Source organism: Citreicoccus inhibens (genome assembly GCF_019039035.1).
GTDB lineage: Bacteria > Myxococcota > Myxococcia > Myxococcales > Myxococcaceae > Citreicoccus > Citreicoccus inhibens.
In genome coordinates this window covers 26,889-46,257 of the sequence record NZ_JAHNZT010000024.1, presented here as the reverse complement: position 1 = coordinate 46,257, position 19,369 = coordinate 26,889, and the positions used below count along the sequence as shown (strand labels likewise).

Genomic DNA, 19,369 nt, shown 5'->3' with positions numbered 1-19,369 from the left:
TGAGCAGACGAACAGTCGGCTGCCCCAGGGGGCCGTGGCGGGTGTCGCCCGCCACGGTGTCCCACTGAACCGCGAGGCCCTCGCTCACCCGCACGTCTTGTTGGTCTGGCAGGTGCCGGCCGAGCCATCGTTCTTGGTGCACGGCGTGTTGCGCGGGCAGTCCGTGGAGTCCGCGCAGTCGGTCAGCCCATCCTCATCGTTGTCGCGCCGGTCGTTGCAGATGGTCTCCTTGCGCGTCGTGCCGTTGCACACGCAGCCCGTGCCGCACGACTTGGTGTTGCAGTCCGAGTCCGCGCAGTCGACCTTGGTGTCGCCGTCGTTGTCCTGCTTGTCGTCGCAGACGGTCTCCACGGCCTTGCTGCCAGTGCACAGACAGCCCGTGCCGCACGCCAGGTTGTCGCAGTCCGAGTCCGCGCAGTCCACCTTGCCGTCACCGTCGTTGTCCTGCTTGTCGGTGCAGATCGTCTCCTTGCGCGTCGTGCCGTTGCACACGCAGCCCGTGCCGCACGACTTGGCATCGCAATCCGAGTCCGCGCAGTCCGCCTTGGTGTCGCCGTCGTTGTCCGCGCCGTCCGCGCAGTTCGACTCCTGGCGCACGCAGTTCGTCAGCGTGCAGCCCGGACCGCACGAGCCGCTCACGCAGTTGGCGTCCGCGTTGCCAGGCTGGCAGTCAATCTTCCCATCGCCGTTGTCATCCTGGCCGTTGGAGCAGTCCGCCTCGACCGCCTGGCCGCCCATGCAGATGGCGCTGGCCACCTGTCCGGCGGGCTGGCTGAAGACCTGTCCGTCGCAGTCCGCCATGTCCGCGCAGTCGATCTTCCCGTCGCCGTCGTTGTCGATGCCGTCGTTGCACACCGTCTCCGTGGCGGTCGTACCCGCGCACACGCAGCCCGCGCCGCACGACTTGGTGTCGCAGTCCGAGTCCGCGCAATCCACCTTGCCGTCACCGTCGTTGTCGAGCTTGTCGTCGCAGGTGACTTCGCGGGGCTTGAGGCCACCGCACGCGCAGCCCATGCCGCACGAAGACCCGTCGCAATCCGCATCCGCGCAGTCGATGGCGCCGTCGCCGTCATCGTCCACGCCGTTCAAGCACGCGGCATCGACCTCGGCCTTCTGACCGTTCTTGCAGACACACGACGGACCCGGGGCGCACGAACCACCCGCGCACGAGGGGTCCGCGCAGTCGACAGCGCCATTGCCGTCGTTGTCCACGCCGTCGTCGCACTTCGCCTCGCCACAGCGGAAGTTGCGGCACGCGCGACCCGCGCCACACACCTGGGCGTTGCAGTCGGAGTCCTCACAATCGATGAGCCCGTCACCGTCGTTGTCCACGCCGTCGTCGCACTTGCCCTCGGCCTTGCCGCCGTCGTGGCACACGCAGCCCACGCCGCACGCCTGGTCCGTACAGCCCGGGTCCGCGCAGTCCGTCGTGCCGTCGTTGTTGTCATCGATGCCGTTGTCGCAGAGCGTCTCCGCGCGCGGCTCGCAGCGGCCCGCGAGGCACTGCTCCGTGGACGCGCAGCGGCGGTTGCACCGGCCGCAGTGCAGCGGGTTCGTCTGGAAGTCGAAGCCCTCGTCCACCTGCCCGTCGCAGTTGTCATCCACGCCGTTGCACGTCTCGGCGGTGGCGGGCTTCACCTCGCCCGTGCAGAGGATGGTGCCGTTGGGCCCGCAGGACGGCGTGCCCTCCTTGCAGCGGCCCACGCCCCGCGTCCCCTCCGGCCCCGTGTAGCAGGTGGTGGCCTCCAGCTCGTCCACCTGCCCGTCGCAGTCATCATCCAATCCGTTGCACACCTCGGGCGAAGGCACGCAACAGTAGTGCACCGTCGTCCCGGGCCGCGTGGCACAGATGGCGCCACCGCCAGCGCAGTCCACATCCTGCGTGCAGGTGTACGGCATGCCTTCGGGGAACTCGACCTTGCAGCCCGCCACCAACGCGGACGCCAACAACAACCCACTCAGCCAGCGGGGCAACGATTCAATCCGAGACATGGTTCAGAAACTCCCGCCGACGACGAGTTGGAGCGACGTGGCCGACCGAGCCGGGCCCGACGTCACGGGTGCAACCGAGGGAACCGGGCTCTTCGTGGGCACCAACACCAGCCACACCACGCTGCCCGCCGCCACCGCGCCGCCGCCCGCCATCAGCGCCGTGGCGAGGTTGGCCTGGCTCTTCGCGTCGTCACGCTCCTTGGGCGTGACATCGATGACGCCGTCCCCATCCGCGTCCTTCGCGCGCTTCTCCACGTTCTTCGCCTGACTGCCCAGCACCGCGCCCACGCCCACCACCGCCAGGCCCACCAGCGCCGTGTACAGCGCGGGCCGCTTGAAGATGGACGGCCCCGAGGGCCCCACCTTCTTCTTCAGCGCCAGGGACGCACGGTCCTCTCCGCCCGGGCCATCCGGCGAGGGCCCCGTGATCTCCAGGTTGGCCGTCACCTCCTGCCGCTCCCCGGGCGCCAACGTCAGCGTCTGCGTGAACGTGGTGTACTCGTCCGCGGAGACCTCCAGCGCCACCTTGCCCGGGGCGATGTGGCGCTCCAGGCTGCCCACGCCCAGCGTCCGCTCGCCCACGCGCACCACCGCCTGCGGCACGTTGACCGTCACCTTCAGCACCGCGCGCGGCCGGGCCACCGCCGCCACGCGACTGGCCAGCTTCGCCGACGCCTCGCGCTGGAAGGTCGCGTCCTTGGGGTTGCGCCCCGTCACCGCGTCCTCGTGCACCACGTTGAAGTCGCGGTCATACGTCCATGACCGCAGCGTCCAGCCCGCGTCCTCCAACGACAGCCGCGCCATGACGAGCACATCCGCGTCCAGCGACTCGGCCTGCTCGGACATGCACGCGGTCGTCGCGCAGCGCAGCGCCGCCGTGTACTTCTCCGCCAGCCGCTCGCGCACCTCGCGCATCGGCGTGCCCAGCGCCACCTTGCCGCCGCCCAGGGCCGCGCGCCCCAACGCCTGGACCCAGCGCCCGGACTGCTGGGCGCCCGCCCGCTCGGGCGTGTCCAACCCCATCACCACCAGACGCGGCAACAGCTCCGAGCCCGCGGGGCCATCGGCCCTCAAATCCAATCCAACTTCTCCAGAGCCGGCCTCACCCTCCTGCGCAGCGGGCTGCGAAGAGGAGTCCGAGAGGTCCAGCCCCAGGCCACCCGCCTGCGCCCAGGCGCGGCAGGGAAGCGCCCCGAGCCCGAGGGCCAGGGCGGCAAGCAACACGGCGGGAATGCGCATGGCCGCAGTTCTACCGCGATGGTCCCCACAACGGAATTGTACCCCGACATCACACCGCTTTCGGGAACCCCGGCCGGGCCGGGCGGCCCCATGCCGGCCGCTCCCCGGGCTCGCGGTGGGGGGGCCGGTCGCTGGGGGAAGCTTGCCGGGGCCTCCGGGGGTCCGCATCCCTCACTCTAGAGGGAGGCGTGAAGATGGCGGATGAAACGCTCTGGATCCTGGTGGCCAATGCGAGTCGCGCCCGACTCTTCGCCACGGACGCGAAGGGCTCGGAGGACTGGCGACTCATCGACGAGTTCCAGCACGAGGAGAGCCGCGCCAAGACCGAGGAGCTGCTGAACCAGCCGGACAATCCCAACGCGGGCACGCTGCACGGCCCGCCCCCCGAGAACGAGCCCAATGGCCGACGCGAGCTGGAGCACGCGCGCTTCGCCCGGGAGCTGTCCACCTACCTGGACCGGGGTCATGATCGACACGCGTTCGACAAGCTCGTCATCGCGGCCCCCCCGGAGTTCCTCGGGCGGGTGCGGCGACTGCTGAGCACCCGGGTCAGGCAGCGGGTCCTGCTGGACGTGGATGCGGACTATTCCAGCCTGCCCGCACGCGAGCTGCCGGACCGCGTGCCAGTGCTGTAGCGGAGGACGCGTTCGGGGCACGATGGGGGCACGGCTCTGCTATGAGGGCCGCCCTCCACCGTGCCTCGAAGCGACATGCCCTTTCCCATCCTCGGCTCTCTGACGCTGCGCAGGCGACTGACGCTGTATGTGGCGCTGGTGTCCTGTGTCCCGCTGCTGGCTCTCACCTGGCTCCAGAACACCATCGCCCGAGGAATGTTGGAGCGACAGGTGGAGTCGTCGCTGCGCATGGAGGCCGAGGGACTCAAGGACCTCATGGAGGCCATGCTGTCCGAGCGTGAGGTCACCGCGCGCAGTTGGGCCGAGGACCCCGTCCTTCGCAACGCGCTGAAGACGCGCGACGCGACCGCCAGCGACGCCATGCTGGCCCTGCTGCAACGCCGCTTCCTCACCCTCAACGGCATCGTCCTCTTCACCGACGACGGCGTCGCCCTGTCCGCCAGCACCCCGGCCCTGCGCGATGAGTACGCGCGCCTCTCCGCCGACGTGCGGCGCAGCCCATGGTTCGTCGAGGCCCAGCAGGAGCGCACCACCGCCGAGGGCGTCACCGAGGTGAACCCCATCTACCAAGGCCAGGTGCTGCCACTGGCCGTGCCCGTCCTCGAGGCGGGCACGCACCGGCGCCTGGGCGTGCTGCTGGCCGCGTTCGACTGGGGACAGGTGTCCGAGATGGTGAAGCCGGCGCTGGCGCGCGCGGCGCTGCGGGGCCACCAGAGCTTCGCGCTGAAGGTGCTGCGCCCGAACGGACAGGTGCTGTTCGACTCGCGCGGCGCCGGCGCGCACGATGACCGCGAGCGGCTGGTCGTAGCGGCGGTGGACGGCGTGACGGTGCGCGACGTGGGAGACGGCTGGCGCTTCGAGGCGCTGGTGGATCCCGACGAGGCCTACGCGCCGCTCATCCAGGCCCGCGCCCTCGTGCTCACCCTGGCCGCCCTCTTCGTGGCGGCGGCGGCGGCGGGCTCGTGGCTGCTCGCGCGCGGCTTCATCCGGCCCATCCGGGCGCTGAGCGAGGTCATGCTCCATGTCGTCAAGGAGGGCGACCTCTCCCGGAAGCTGGACATGGAGGTGGGCCAGGATGAGTTGGGCGAGCTGGCCGGCGCGTTCCTCCAACTCATGGCCAGCCTGCGTGAGACGGCGGGCAGCTTGAATCGCGCCACACGCGTGCTGGGCGACACCGTGGCGGAGCTCCAGCGGACCTCCGAGGCGCAGGAGCGCAACGTGTCCCGGCAGGCCGCGGCGCTCCAGGAGACCCAGGTCACCGCGCAGGAGATCAAACAGACGTCCATGCTGGCCTCGGAGAAGGCGGACGCGGTGCTCAACGTGGCCGCGCGCGCCGAGGCGGTGGGCCGCGCGGGCGAGGGCGCCCTGCGCGAGAGCATGGGCGGCTTCCAGGCCCTCAGCGAGCAGGTGGGGCAGATGGCCCAGCGCATCGCCCAGCTCAACGAGCGCACGCAACAGATTGGCGGCATCACCCAGACGGTGAAGGACCTGGCGGACCAGTCCAACATGCTCGCGCTCAACGCGGCCATCGAGGCGGTGCGCTCCGGCGAGCACGGCAAGGGCTTTGGCGTGGTGGCCCGAGAGATTCGCAGCCTCGCGGACCAGTCCATCCAGGCCACCGAGCGCGTGCGCGACATCCTCGGGGACCTGGGCAACGCCATCCTCTCCGCCGCGAAGATGACCGAGCAGGGCTACGTGCGGGTGACCGAGGGCCTGGAGCAGGTGAGCGCCACGGGCCAGCACCTCAACGAGCTGGCCACCATCATCCAGGACAACGCCTCGGCGGTCCGGCAGATCGCCGGCGCGGTGAACCAGCAGAACGCGGGCATCGCGCAGATCTTCACCGCCGTCACGGACCTGTCCGGGATGATGGATGAGACGCAGGCGGGCCTGAAGGCCACCACCGAGGCCGCGCGCCGGCTCCAGGAAGTCACCAGCCAGATGGAAGGCGTCGCGCGCGCCTACCGCATCTAACGCCTCCGGAGAACCCGCATGTCCGCCGTCGTGCGCGCAGTGCTGTTGGACCTGGGCAACGTGCTCGTCTTCCACGACAACGCGCGCCTGTTCGCCGCGCTCGGCGAGCGCGCGGGCCTGTCCGCCGAGGAGGTCGCCCAGCGCCTCTCCGGCGCGGGCTGGACGGCCGCCAACCGAGGCGAGCTGGACGCGGAGGGCATCCGCCGCGACGTGTGCGGTGCGCTGGGCATGGACCTGCCCATGGACGAGTTCGCGCCGCTGTGGAGCTGCCACTTCACGGTGAACGAGTCCGTGCTCCCGCGCGTGGAAGCCCTGGAGGGGCGCGTGAAGCGCATCCTCGTGTCCAACACCAATGCGCTGCACATCGCCCACGTGCGGCCGTTGCTGCCGGTGCTGACTCGCTTCGACTCGCTCGTGCTGAGCTGCGAGGTGGGCTTCGTGAAGCCCGAGCCCGACATCTTCCGCATCGCCCTGGAGCGCGCGGGCTGTGCGCCGCGCGAGGCCGTCTTCTTCGATGACCTGCCCGAGTTCGTCGTGGCGGCCGAGGCGTTCGGCCTGCGCGGCCGACTCTTCACGGACGCGGCCACCTTCGACTCACAGCTCCGAGCCCTCGGGGTCTAGCGCGTCCTCAGCTCCGCGCGTCGCCTCGGCCGAGCAGCGAGCGCACGCGCGACAGCCACGCGCCTCCGCGCCGGTGTGTCTCGGGGCGGTCGATGCGATACACGGCCACCGGCAGCCGGATGTTCTTCAGCTCGCCGCGGCCCAGCCGCACCGGCTCCGAGGACAGGCGCCCCTCCACCTGCCGCACCACCGTCTCGCTGGCGTAGAGGGTGCCGGGCCGGGCGAGGGACTCGATGCGCGCGGCCAGGTTGACGCCCTCGCCGAAGACATCGCCGTCTCGGTGCGTCACCATGCCCAGGTGCACGCCGGCGCGAACCGCCACGCGCCGCTCCATTGCCACCGCGTCGTTGCGGACATCCACCGCGGCCTGCAACTCCAAAGCAAACGACACGGCGGACATGCCCGCGTCGAACTCCAAGAGGAAGCCATCCTCCAATCGCTTCACTTCGCGCCCACCGTGGCGAGGCAATAACTCGCGCACGAGCAGGCCATGCTCTTCCCTCAGGTCTCGCTGAAGGGCGTCATCGTCCCAGCGCTGTCCCGCTGGCGCCTCCATGTCCGTGAACATGATGGCCGATAACTTCCTGGGTTCTGGTGCTTCGACCGCCATCGAGTGCAGCCTCCCTCCCCCCGGATGCCGTCCGCACGATGCTACCGCACCACGGAGCCTGGGTCCTGGTCGCGCCCGCTGCCTCGACCGGGTCCCGAGGCCCCGGACGGCCCCTCGCCCCGGGGGGACGCGGCCGTACGAAGCCAGGACCTGGAAATCACTGCCCTGGCCTCACACGGTACGCCCCGCTGACGCGACGCACCAACCACCTCAAGGGAAGGTTCGGAGCGCTGTCGCGGACCCAACGCGACAGGGCGGGCCGCGTAGGGAATGCGCCAGACTCCGGACCTCGGGGACAGCCAGGCTGTCCCCTACCTGTCACGGCGGCTACTTCGCCGAGGGGGCGGCCACCTGCTGGGACGCGCGCAGCTCGCTCACCACGCGCGTGGCGCCGTACACGTGCTCCAGCGCGGCGAGGATGCCGTCGCCGTGCACGCCCACCGCGCGGTTCGTCTCGGGCACGTATGCGAAGCGCCCGCCCAGCGACTGCAGGTTGCCGTCGAAGATGAGGCCCACCACCTGCCCGTCTCGGTTCACCATGGGCGAGCCCGAGTTGCCGCCGATGATGTCGTTCGTCGTGGCCATGTCGAAGGGCGTGCTCGCGGGCACCTTGCCCTGCGCCTTCATCCACGAGTCCGGCAGCTTGAAGGGGTCCTTGCCCGTGTGACGCGCGTACGCGCCGCCGAACGTGGTGAGCGCGTCCACCGTGTGGCCGTCCTCCGTCCAGCCCTTCACCACGCCCTGGTTGAGGCGCAGCGTGAAGGTGGCGTCCGGGTAGCCCGCGGTGCCGTACACCGCCAGGTTGGCCCGCGCGACGCGCTCGCCGTTGCGCTTGAGCACCGACTCCACCGTGTCCTCGTAGCGCTTGCGCGTGGCGCGCGCCTCCGCGTCCACCTTGCGCGCGAGCTGAATCATCGGGTCCTTCGAGGCCTCCACCGCCGCCTTGCCGCCCTCCAAGAGCGCCTGACGGGCCTTCACGTCGCCCAGCTTCGTGCCCATCACCAGCGCGCGAGCCAGGTCCGCGGGAGCCTCCTTGCCCAGCACGAGCTGCACGAACGGATCATCCGCGCCCAGCGTCTCGCGCAGCTTGTTGAAGCTGAACGTGAGCTGCACCACCTCCAGGTCCGTGGCCACCGGGGCCGCGCGCAGCAGCTGCTGGCGCAGCGCGGGGAGCTGGCCCTCGGTGTACTCGCGCAGGCGCTCGGCGTTGGGCTTGGGCAGCTCGTCCGCGGCGCGCACCAGCGTCTCCGCGTAGCCGAACAGCTCGGACAGGAAGCCGTCCCCCGCCTCCTTCATGCGGTAGCCAGGCAGCATGCGCCGGTACGCATCGAGCGCCTGCGCGTTCTCCTCCCACACGCCCGCCGTGTCTGTCTTCACCTGCGCCTGGGCCTCGATTCGCTTGCGCAGGTCCGCCTCGTCCTGCCGCTTGCGCGCGAGCAGCGACGGATCCGCCAGCGCCTGATGCCGACCGCGCAGCGCCTTCAGGCCGTTCTCCACCGCGCGCAGCCGCGAGCGCGTGATGCGGTAGCGCTCCGCCGAGCCGCCCGCGAACTCCCGCAACGTGCCCCGCAGCTCGGCCAGATACAGCAGCGTGTAGGGCAGGGCCACGTCGCGCTGGAACTCCAGCTCCGCGACCGTGCTCTTGCGCTCGGTGCCACCGGGGTGGCCCGAGACGAACACCAGGTCGCCCGGCCTGGCGCCCTCCTTCGCCCACGGCAGGTAGTCCGGGCTCTTCGCCGGCGCGTCGCCCTGCCACACGCGCAGGAACGACACGTCGTAGCCGTAGCGAGGGAAGTTGAAGTTGTCCGGGTCTCCGCCGAACGCCGCCATGGAGAACTCAGGCGCGAACACCAGACGCACGTCCTGGAAGCGGCGGTACTTGTAGAGCTGATACTTGCCGCCGTTGAAGAGCGTCACCACGTCGCATCTCACGTCCGCGCTGGTGGCGCACGCGGCCTCCACCGTGGACATCTCCTTCTTCAGCGCCGTGTTGAACGCCGCGCCGGAGAGGCCCTTCGTCGCCGCGTTCATCTTCGCGGTGACGTCCGTCATCTCCACCAGCTGGTTGGCTTCAATCTTCGGACAGCGGCGCTCCTCCTGGGGCGACTTCGCGTAGAAGCCCGTGGCGAGCAGGTCCTCCTTCGGCGAGGACAGGTCCTCGATGCAGCCGCGTGCGCAGTGGTGGTTCGTCATCACCAGGCCATCCGGCGAGACGAAGCTGGCCGAGCAGCCGCCCGCCAGTCGCACCGAGCCGAGCCGCACCTTGTCCAGCCACTCCTGCGTGGGCGCGAAGCCATACGCCTTCTTCACGGCCTCCGAGGGAAACGCGTCATAGGTCCACATGCCCTCCTCCGCCGAGGCGGGCAGGGAGAGGAGCAGGCCGAGGGCAAGCAATCTGCGGTGCACGGGCGGTCGTCCTTGTCTTCAGTCGTGTCGGGTGAGGGCCCCGTTCTTTCCCGCGACAGGGCGCGCGTCAACCACCCGGCCCTCCGTGTATTCCAACCGACCACGCAGCGCGTCAGCTATGGTGCGAGCCGATGCCCGTGAAGCACCACGTCTACCTCGTCCCTGGATTCTTCGGATTCACCAACCTGGGCGAGCTCGTCTACTTCGGCCACGCCTTCGACTACCTGAAGGCGGAGTTGGCCCGGCGCGGCGTGGACGCGGAGGTGGTGATTGTCCCCTCGCACCCCACGGCCTCCATCCGGCAGCGCGCGGCGGACCTGCATCGGACGATTCAGGAGACGGCGTCGAAGGACGACGGGCCCATCCACCTCGTGGGGCACTCGACGGGAGGACTGGACGCGCGCTTGTTCGTCAGCCCGGGGGCGCAGCTCGCGGATGGGCTCGAGGTGGAGCCGCTGGCGCGGCGCGTGCGGTCCGTGGTGTCCGTGTCCGCGCCGCACGCGGGCACGCCGCTGGCGTCCTTCTTCCAGGGGATGCTGGGGCAGCGCATCCTGAAGCTGTTGTCGCTCTTCACCATGTACGTGCTGCGCTACGGCCGACTGCCGCTGCGCGTGGTGTTCCGCTTCGGGCACGTGCTGGCGCGGGCGGATGACAACCTGGGGTGGAAGCACACGCTGTTGGATCAGCTCTACGACCAGCTCCTCGGAGACTTCTCCTCCGAGCGGCGGGACGCGGTGGCGAAGTTCCTGGGCGACGTGGGGCATGACACGTCGCTGATTCCGCAGCTCACGCCCGAGGGCATCGACCTGTTCAACGCGAGCACGCATGACCGGCCGGGCGTGCGGTATGGCTCGGTGGTGACGCAGGCTCGGCCGCCGTCGCTGCGCACGCGCTTGTCCGCGGGGTTGGATCCGTACGCGCAGCTGACGCACACGATTTATGCGTTCGTGTACAGCCAGACGCAGCGCATGCCGCTGACGGCGCTGCCGCTGCATACGCCGGCGCAGACCGCGGCGCTGGTGCAGTCCTACGGCGCGATGCCGGGGCCCACCGCGTGCGACGGCATCGTGCCCACGCGCTCGCAGGTGCATGGGCGCGTGCTGGCGGCGGTGCGCGCGGACCACCTGGATGCGATTGGGCACTTCGACCAGCCCGCGCACCAGCCGCCGCACGTGGACTGGCTCATCTCGGGCTCGGGCTTCCGGCGGCCTCAGTTCGAGGCCATGTGGAAGCGCATCGTGGACTTCCTGCTGCTGGAGACGTAGCGCCTCGGCTCAGCCGCGCTTGAACACGGCGAGGAAGCGGGCCTCGGCGACGAGGAGTCCGTCCACGTCGAGCAATTGCACGGGCACCCAGGACTCGGCCTTGTCGCCGCGCTTGAGCAGGGTGGCTTCGAGGTGGGCGAAGACCTCCGGCGGAGGCTCGCAGACGGCGGTGACGGCGCTCTTGGCCTTGGCGTGGAATTGCACCTCCATGCGGTTGACGAGGAGCTTGTATTGATTGGGCGGGAAGCGCGTGAAGAGGAGCACGCCCATGGTGAGCTCCATCACCGTCACCTGGGCGCCCAGGTACACGCTGCCCACGTGGTTCTTCGTCTTCCGATTGAGCGGCACGGAGGCGCGCGTGCGCGAATGCGACACCTCCTCCACGCGGTAGCCCATGGCCGAGGCGAGCGGGACGATGTTCTTCACCGCCAACGTCGTCAGCGTGTTGGCCATACCGGGCGCCACCCGGCGCAGCTTCTCCACCATCTCCAGCGCGAACATGAGTCTCCTCACCGCCCCCGGGGCGAGTGCGGCGCCATCCTACGCGGCGCGGCGTGAGGACGGGTCCTCGACCGATGCGAGGAACGCGAGGATGCGCTGGGCACAGGCCTCGGGCTGTTCCAAGGGGAACAGGTGCGTGGTGCCATCGAGTTCCTCCGTGTGGACATGGGGCACCGTGCGAGCCACGCGGGACAGAGCACTCCGAGTCAGCGTGTCGGAGTCACCGCCGCGAAGCACGAACGTAGGGACGGTTACGCCACGCAACTGGGCCCAAGGAGAACTGGGAGCGGTCTCGAAGCACCGAGCCTCCCACTCGCGAGGAATGGTGAGACGGAAGCCCCCTTCGGGACGCTCGGTGAGTCCGTGGTCGAGGTAGTCCTGGAAGCAAGCCGGGTCGAAGCGGGAGAACAGGAGCTTCTTGCGGTAGCTGAGGGAGGCCAGCTCACGAGTCGGCCAGACCTCACGGCGACGAAGCGCGAGGCTCGCGGGAGGAAGCCGGTGTCTCACGCCGAGCACCGATGCGGCGCGAAGCACCCAGGTCCGAGCACCCGTCATCAGCACGGGCTCCAGCGCCACGACGGAGCGAAAGAGCCGCGGGTACTTGAGTGAAGCAAACAGCGTGGCCACGCCGCCCATGCTGTGCCCAAGCCCGATCATGCGCTCGAATCCTCGGTCGAGGAGGAGCTGAGCCATCTCGTCCGCGAGTTCCTCCCAACGACGAAGCGAGCGAGGCTCCGAGCCCGGCACGAAGCACGAGCCGCGCCACGAGTAGACATGGAAGTGCGGCGTCAGACGCTCGATGAGCTGACGATAGGAGCCAGGAGGGAACCCATTGGCATGGGCGAAGTGGAGCACCGGACCGGTGCCGCCCCAGTCATCCAGGGACAGAGAATCGAGCATCGCCTCCCCGCATACCGCACCGGGCCCGACCTGTCGCGCCTGGCCCAGGGGCCGAGAACCACGAGGACACGAAGGGCGACGATTGGCCCTGACTCCGAGTCCGACTGCACGGGTATTTCAATCCACGCTCCTCGCGGTCACGAGGAGCGACTGCGCCAGCGATAAACCGTGCACGCGTCCATGTCGTTTCAATCCACGCTCCTCGCAAGTCACAAGGAGCGACTGAGCTGGCGTTGCGGCTGCCGCTGTCGCGGCGGTTTCAATCCACGCTCCTCGCGGTCACGAGGACCGACCGGTCTGGCGAACGGAGTTCGAGCCGCTCGCGGAGTTTCAACCCACGCTCCTCGCGGTCACGAGGAGCGACTCCCCGGACATGTGGCGCGTCTCGCAGTCCCAGTTGCAATCCACGCTCCTCGCGGTCACGAGGAGCGACGCGACGCGCCGATGTCCGCGCGCATCAACGTTTGGTTTCAATCCACGCTCCTCGCGGTCACGAGGAGCGACTTCACCCTGCGCTGCGGCAAGCACCCGGACGTGTTTCAATCCACGCTCCTCGCGGTCACGAGGAGCGACGCCACCTCGAAGCCCTGCCCGTGCGCCCGCCGGGCGTTTCAATCCACGCTCCTCGCGGTCACGAGGAGCGACTCAGGGCACGAGAGCAGGCATGGGCCGAGTACGCGTTTCAATCCACGCTCCTCGCGGTCACGAGGAGCGACTGCCGGTTCTGCTCCTGCTCCAGACGCGGAGGCGTTTCAATCCACGCTCCTCGCGGTCAGGAGGAGCGACATCTCGACAGAGTTCTGCATCGACCACATCGTGCGTTTCAATCCACGCTCCTCGCAGTCACGAGGAGCGACCGATGAGGACGGGTTGCCGCTGCCGTCAAACAAGTTTCAATCCACGCTCCTCGCGGTCACGAGGAGCGACGCAAGGCCCGTCGCACTGTTGTCCCAGCCCTCGTTTCAATCCACGTTCCTCGCGGTCACGAGGAGCGACATGATGCGTTCCGTGGTCGCAACCAAGCGCCACGGTTTCAATCCACGCTCCTCGCGGTCACGAGGAGCGACTTCGCTGCGGCGCGCTTCGGACAGACTCTTGTTGTTTCAATCCACGCTCCTCGCGGTCACGAGGAGCGACGCGTCTCCGCAGCAGGTGCAGCGCGCGGCGGCGATGTTTCAATCCACGCTCCTCGCGGTCACGAGGAGCGACCGCGTCGAGCACCGCATCGCGCGCGGACTGACCGTTTCAATCCACGCTCCTCGCGGTCACGAGGAGCGACACGAAGCTCACGGCTGGACTCAACCTGAACGCGTTTCAATCCACGCTCCTCGCGGTCACGAGGAGCGACTGGGATTCCAAGCGACGCTGTGAGCCAGGACGTCGTTTCAATCCACGCTCCTCGCGGTCACGAGGAGCGACAACGCGGCGGCCAACCTCGGGCACAGCCTCACGTTTCAATCCACGCTCCTCGCGGTCACGAGGAGCGACCATGCCATCGGCTCGGACCGCGTGGCTGCGCTTGTTTCAATCCACGCTCCTCGCGGTCACGAGGAGCGACCGGACCCACGGCGACCCACGGTCAGTCCAGTGGTTTCAATCCACGCTCCTCGCGGTCACGAGGAGCGACTTGAACCCGACGGCGTATCCGCCGGGGGCGCCTCAAGGTTCAATCCACGCTCCTCGCGGTCACGAGGAGCGACAGGGCCTCCCTCTGGTCGGCCGGGGGAGGCCCATCGTTTCAATCCACGATCCTCGCGGTCACGAGGAGCGACACACGAATGAATCAGGTCCTGGTACCACGCAGGTTTCAATCCACGCTCCTCGCGGTCACGAGGAGCGACCTTCATCCTCAGTCGAGGCCAGCATGGACCTCAGGTTTCAATCCACGCTCCTCGCGGTCACGAGGAGCGACTTCAGGAGCAAGGCCGCCGCGACCGCAGCGGCCGGTTTCAATCCACGCTCCTCGCGGTCACGAGGAGCGACAACGCGGGCAGCGGCAACTTGCACTTGCCGTCGTTTCAATCCACGCTCCTCGCGGTCACGAGGAGCGACTCTCTAGCACTTCTCCCAGGCCGTGAACCCGAGGTTTCAATCCACGCTCCTCGCGGTCACGAGGAGCGACAGCATGCTGACCTGCCAGAGGTGTTGCAGATTCTGTTTCAATCCACGCTCCTCGCGGTCACGAGGAGCGACTCCCGCAGAGCCAGCTCAACGTGTCGCGCAGCTCGTTTCAATCCACGCTCCTCGCGGTCACGAGGAGCGACAAGTTGTCATGATGACGGCGTGCCGGCGCCAGGGTTTCAATCCACGCTCCTCGCGGTCACGAGGAGCGACTCGTCGTCGGTAGGAGGGTGGCATGGGCCTGTTTGGGTTTCAATCCACGCTCCTCGCGGTCACGAGGAGCGACGTGCGGCGGCTACTCCTATCTCCGGGACGGCATTGGTTTCAATCCACGCTCCTCGCGGTCACGAGGAGCGACGATGCCGATTTCCGCGAACGTGTTGCCCGCTGGGTTTCAATCCACGCTCCTCGCGGTCACGAGGAGCGACTCGGGATGCTGGCCGGATGCGGTGGCGCCGAAGAGGTTTCAATCCACGCTCCTCGCGGTCACGAGGAGCGACCGCCCAGCGCGGCCGTGGCGGTGACGACGCCCTGTTTCAATCCACGCTCCTCGCGGTCACGAGGAGCGACTCACTCCTCGGCACCTCGCCCACCACCACGGCGGTTTCAATCCACGCTCCTCGCGGTCACGAGGAGCGACGTCGGCTGCCCAACCTTGGCACCCTCACGCACGGGTTTCAATCCACGCTCCTCGCGGTCACGAGGAGCGACCCGCAACTCCTTGTAAAACTGCGCGCCGAAAAAGTTTCAATCCACGCTCCTCGCGGTCACGAGGAGCGACGGAGGGCGCCGCCATGAGGCCCGGGAACCTGTCGTTTCAATCCACGCTCCTCGCGGTCACGAGGAGCGACCGGAGCGTCTCTTCCTGCTCATCCAGCTTGGGTGCGTTTCAATCCACGCTCCTCGCGGTCACGAGGAGCGACCATGAACCACGTGTCTGCACCACGGGTGCCGAACCGTTTCAATCCACGCTCCTCGCGGTCACGAGGAGCGACGCTTGCCTTCACCGTCTCCCATTCGCTCGCGTTGTTTCAATCCACGCTCCTCGCGGTCACGAGGAGCGACCACTCTCATAGTCAGCCTCATAGGGCGTACCGCGTTTCAACCCACGCTCCTCGCGGTCACGAGGAGCGACTCCTGGCTGACCATTCGCTCTCGCGGACGTTGGTTTCAATCCACGCTCCTCGCGGTCACGAGGAGCGACACACCTCACCGGCAAGCCGCCCAATGCCGAGGAGATGTTTCAATCCACGCTCCTCGCGGTCACGAGGAGCGACTACCTGTCGGGCGTGGATGTCCCGCGCACGGATGCGTTTCAATCCACGCTCCTCGCGGTCACGAGGAGCGACGCGTGAGCACATCGCGCCCCTGTGTGCTGCGATGTTTCAATCCACGCTCCTCGCGGTCACGAGGAGCGACTCGCTCGGATCCGGCAGACCGAGGACTGCTTGGCGTTTCAATCCACGCTCCTCGCGGTCACGAGGAGCGACTTGCTCACCTGCTTGGCGACCACCGGCCCCGAGTTTCAATCCACGCTCCTCGCGGTCACGAGGAGCGACCGAACGGCCGCGTCAGGTCCAGCACCACGCAGGGGTTTCAATCCACGCTCCTCGCGGTCACGAGGAGCGACCAGCGCGGCACATTACCGCCAATGGCCTCGCGGAGTTTCAATCCACGCTCCTCGCGGTCACGAGGAGCGACGAATCCAAGGCTCAGCTGCCAGGGGCCATCCGCGGTTTCAATCCACGCTCCTCGCGGTCACGAGGAGCGACCGAGGCCAAGGCATGAGCACTGCGAATCCGGGACAGTTTCAATCCACGCTCCTCGCGGTCACGAGGAGCGACTGTTCGGGCTGCCAGCCGCCGCGCACCTGATGGTTTCAATCCACGCTCCTCGCGGTCACGAGGAGCGACGACCGACGCGCGCGCGAAGTCGGCCGGCTTCTGGTTTCAATCCACGCTCCTCGCGGTCACGAGGAGCGACTTTCCGCTCGGGAGGACATTGGCGCGCGGGTTGCTGTTTCAATCCACGCTCCTCGCGGTCACGAGGAGCGACGAGACGACGTCAGCGACCTCACCGGCATCGAGACGTTTCAATCCACGCTCCTCGCGGTCACGAGGAGCGACGCGGCTCGCGTTCCGCTCGCTGCACGGCGAGCAGTTTCAATCCACGCTCCTCGCGGTCACGAGGAGCGACTCGTGACCATCTGCGCCCGCACTGCGTGAGGGAGCAGTTTCAATCCACGCTCCTCGCGGTCACGAGGAGCGACTGGAGTAGAGGCGAGAACGCCCGACTCCCCACGGTTTCAATCCACGCTCCTCGCGGTCACGAGGAGCGACCAATTCGTTGGTGTCGGGAGTGTCCGCCACGGCGTTTCAATCCACGCTCCTCGCGGTCACGAGGAGCGACCAGGGGTGGACACAGGGCAACGGGGCGTTGTGGCCGGTGTTTCAATCCACGCTCCTCGCGGTCACGAGGAGCGACCAGCCCCTTGTCCGGCCGGCGCGAAGTGCGCCGGTTTCAATCCACGCTCCTCGCGGTCACGAGGAGCGACGTCGCCAAGAAGCGGGAGCTCCTCCTCGACCTGTTTCAATCCACGCTCCTCGCGGTCACGAGGAGCGACCACCTTCCGGCAGTGTGCATACTTCAACGATATGTTTCAATCCACGCTCCTCGCGGTCACGAGGAGCGACCAGGGCCTCCAGCCGGTGCTCACGTTGTTGATCGTTTCAATCCACGCTCCTCGCGGTCACGAGGAGCGACCAGGGCCTCCAGCCGGTGCTCACGTTGTTGATCGTTTCAATCCACGCTCCTCGCGGTCACGAGGAGCGACTGCGTGTCCACGGCTCGCGCAGCTTCTCCGAGCAGTTTCAATCCACGCTCCTCGCGGTCACGAGGAGTGACAACATGTCGGCCGTGAGCCTGTTTCTGACCGAGTTTCAATCCACGCTCCTCGCGGTCACGAGGAGCGACGCTGGGTCTGCTGGCCAGCCATACGCCGAACGGGTTTCAATCCACGCTCCTCGCGGTCACGAGGAGCGACGTCGAAGTCGTTCGACCACCGCGATTTGGCAGTGTTTCAATCCACGCTCCTCGCGGTCACGAGGAGCGACTGGTGCTCCATGGGGGCGATCCTGCACGTGGCTAGGTTTCAATCCACGCTCCTCGCGGTCACGAGGAGCGACGACGCAGGCGCATGTCGTTGGCGGCAAGGGAACGTTTCAATCCACGCTCCTCGCGGTCACGAGGAGCGACTGTTGACTATGTGGCCTAAGCGCCGATGGTGGCAGTTTCAATCCACGCTCCTCGCGGTCACGAGGAGCGACAGATCGCGCAGCTCGAAGACGTGGGCCTGTTGCGGTTTCAATCCACGCTCCTCGCGGTCACGAGGAGCGACCGAACGGCCGCGTCAGGTCCAGCACCACACATGGGTTTCAATCCACGCTCCTCGCGGTCACGAGGAGCGACGATGTCGCCAATCTCCGCGACCATCAAACCGGGGTTTCAATCCACGCTCCTCGCGGTCACGAGGAGCGACGCGCGAGCCGCGCGAACTCCTCGCGCTGTCTGGTTTCAATCCACGCTCCTCGCGGTCACGAGGAGCGACCGCGAGGCAGAAGCGGGGGAGGGGGCGGGGGCCCCGTTTCAATCCACGCTCCTCGCGGTCACGAGGAGCGACGTCGAGGTGAGTCCACTTGCGGAGCCCGCGCCCGTTTCAATCCACGCTCCTCGCGGTCACGAGGAGCGACCGAAGAGGAGGACGCCCTACAGGAAAGAGCGTTTGTTTCAATCCACGCTCCTCGCGGTCACGAGGAGCGACCCCGTGGATATTCGGGGCATGGCTAAGCTGAGACGTTTCAATCCACGCTCCTCGCGGTCACGAGGAGCGACGCTTGCGCTCCGCTTCCGCTTTCGAGCGCTCTTCCTCGTTTCAATCCACGCTCCTCGCGGTCACGAGGAGCGACGGATACGGCCATCCAACGACGCGGGCGCCTGTTGGTTTCAATCCACGCTCCTCGCGGTCACGAGGAGCGACTCCGACGCCCCGCGGCTCGCGGATGCCCTGGCGTTTCAATCCACGCTCCTCGCGGTCACGAGGAGCGACAGCTCCCACACGCTGCCGTGAGGTTCATATGAAGTTTCAATCCACGCTCCTCGCGGTCACGAGGAGCGACCGCGACGTATACTCATCCATGGCCTGCTCCTTTGTTTCAATCCACGCTCCTCGCGGTCACGAGGAGCGACCATCCTCGCCCCCTCGACATCGAGACGCCGGTATGGTTTCAATCCACGCTCCTCGCGGTCACGAGGAGCGACTGAGCCTGTGGATTGCGGCGTCAATCTTTGAGTGGTTTCAATCCACGCTCCTCGCGGTCACGAGGAGCGACAGGCAACCTCATGGACGCGCTCTCCTCCGTGAAAGTTTCAATCCACGCTCCTCGCGGTCACGAGGAGCGACCTGATACTTCGTCCACTGCTCCTTGCTGTACGGTTTCAATCCACGCTCCTCGCGGTCACGAGGAGCGACGGTGCCCTCGCTGGACACCCCGTCGGCTTTCTGTTTCAATCCACGCTCCTCGCGGTCACGAGGAGCGACCCGTGAGAGTCGCCCGTCACCGCCTCCGTATCCGGTTTCAATCCACGCTCCTCGCGGTCACGAGGAGCGACGGCCGCCGCCGACGATGTGCCGTGGGCCGCGGCGGTTTCAATCCACGCTCCTCGCGGTCACGAGGAGCGACTCTGCCTCGCCAATGTACTGGAACTCCTGCGGAAATTGACCGGGTTCCGCGAACCTCCTTTCCGCGGCGCCTCCGCGCGACGGAATAGAACGGGCTCGGGCCCGAACCCTGGATGACTATTGGCGATTTCAAAGAGCGCGAACCCTCGACGCAGCTCGCATCGGGAGAGGTTCGCGCTCGCCTTCACCCTCACCAGCGTCCCGCCCGCCGAGCGCTCTGCTCCCCCGTGACGCCATAGCATCCCCTTCGCTTCCGCGTGCACCCACTCGGCGGGGATAGGAACCCAACAGTGCGGTCAATGGGGACACTCCCTTTCCAACGACTTGCACTGTCCAGAAGACGCCCCTCGTCCGTGCGGCCCAGCAG

At 67.8% G+C, this 19,369-nt stretch carries 10 protein-coding genes and 1 CRISPR repeat array; of the genes, 4 read left to right on the top strand and 6 right to left on the bottom strand.

The features are described 5' to 3' along the window. Window positions 1–84: 84 nt before the first annotated feature. Both KRR26_RS24355 and KRR26_RS24350 read right to left on the bottom strand, forming a co-directional pair. Window positions 85–1,992 carry a MopE-related protein gene (locus tag KRR26_RS24355; RefSeq protein ID WP_217080983.1) on the bottom strand — a complete coding sequence of 636 codons (1,908 nt, stop codon included), beginning with the start codon at window positions 1,990–1,992 and terminating at the stop codon, window positions 85–87. A gap of 3 nt (window positions 1,993–1,995) precedes the next feature. Next, complete coding sequence (locus KRR26_RS24350) at window positions 1,996–3,231, bottom strand: PEGA domain-containing protein (RefSeq protein WP_120204694.1); 1,236 nt, start codon at window positions 3,229–3,231, stop codon at window positions 1,996–1,998. Window positions 3,232–3,425: 194 nt separating this feature from the next. On the opposite strand from KRR26_RS24350, the gene KRR26_RS24345 reads away from it, so the two are divergent. From KRR26_RS24345 to KRR26_RS24335, 3 genes are all read left to right on the top strand, one after another. Beyond that, a complete protein-coding gene (locus KRR26_RS24345; protein ID WP_120204692.1) occupies window positions 3,426–3,866 on the top strand; it encodes a host attachment protein in 441 nt (146 codons plus the stop codon). 75 nt (window positions 3,867–3,941) lie between these two features. Next, window positions 3,942–5,840, top strand: a complete 1,899-nt coding sequence (locus KRR26_RS24340) for a methyl-accepting chemotaxis protein (protein WP_120204689.1) — start codon at window positions 3,942–3,944, stop codon at window positions 5,838–5,840. 18 nt (window positions 5,841–5,858) lie between these two features. Beyond that, window positions 5,859–6,461, top strand: coding sequence for an HAD family hydrolase (locus tag KRR26_RS24335; RefSeq protein WP_120204687.1), 603 nt, complete (start codon window positions 5,859–5,861; stop codon window positions 6,459–6,461). Between the two features lie 7 nt (window positions 6,462–6,468). Here KRR26_RS24335 and KRR26_RS24330 read toward each other — a convergent pair whose 3' ends face one another. Beyond that, window positions 6,469–7,071 (bottom strand): adenylate/guanylate cyclase domain-containing protein, encoded by a 603-nt coding sequence (locus tag KRR26_RS24330; RefSeq protein ID WP_120204685.1) that lies wholly within the window; start codon window positions 7,069–7,071, stop codon window positions 6,469–6,471. Between the two features lie 327 nt (window positions 7,072–7,398). Further along, window positions 7,399–9,414 carry a S46 family peptidase gene (locus KRR26_RS24325; protein WP_236069157.1) on the bottom strand — a complete coding sequence of 672 codons (2,016 nt, stop codon included), beginning with the start codon at window positions 9,412–9,414 and terminating at the stop codon, window positions 7,399–7,401. Window positions 9,415–9,608: 194 nt separating this feature from the next. Between KRR26_RS24325 and KRR26_RS24320 the strand changes: the two genes are divergently transcribed. Further along, window positions 9,609–10,742, top strand: a complete 1,134-nt coding sequence (locus tag KRR26_RS24320; protein WP_217080982.1) for an esterase/lipase family protein — start codon at window positions 9,609–9,611, stop codon at window positions 10,740–10,742. Between the two features lie 9 nt (window positions 10,743–10,751). Here KRR26_RS24320 and KRR26_RS24315 read toward each other — a convergent pair whose 3' ends face one another. Both KRR26_RS24315 and KRR26_RS24310 read right to left on the bottom strand, forming a co-directional pair. Further along, on the bottom strand, window positions 10,752–11,243 hold the full coding sequence (locus KRR26_RS24315) for a DUF4442 domain-containing protein (RefSeq protein WP_120204680.1): 492 nt from the start codon (window positions 11,241–11,243) through the stop codon (window positions 10,752–10,754). A gap of 39 nt (window positions 11,244–11,282) precedes the next feature. Continuing rightward, window positions 11,283–12,143 (bottom strand): alpha/beta fold hydrolase, encoded by an 861-nt coding sequence (locus tag KRR26_RS24310; RefSeq protein WP_217080981.1) that lies wholly within the window; start codon window positions 12,141–12,143, stop codon window positions 11,283–11,285. Window positions 12,144–12,399: 256 nt separating this feature from the next. After that, a CRISPR array of direct repeats spans window positions 12,400–19,003; the repeat unit is 37 nt; unit sequence GTTTCAATCCACGCTCCTCGCGGTCACGAGGAGCGAC. Between the last annotated feature and the right edge of the window lie 366 nt (window positions 19,004–19,369).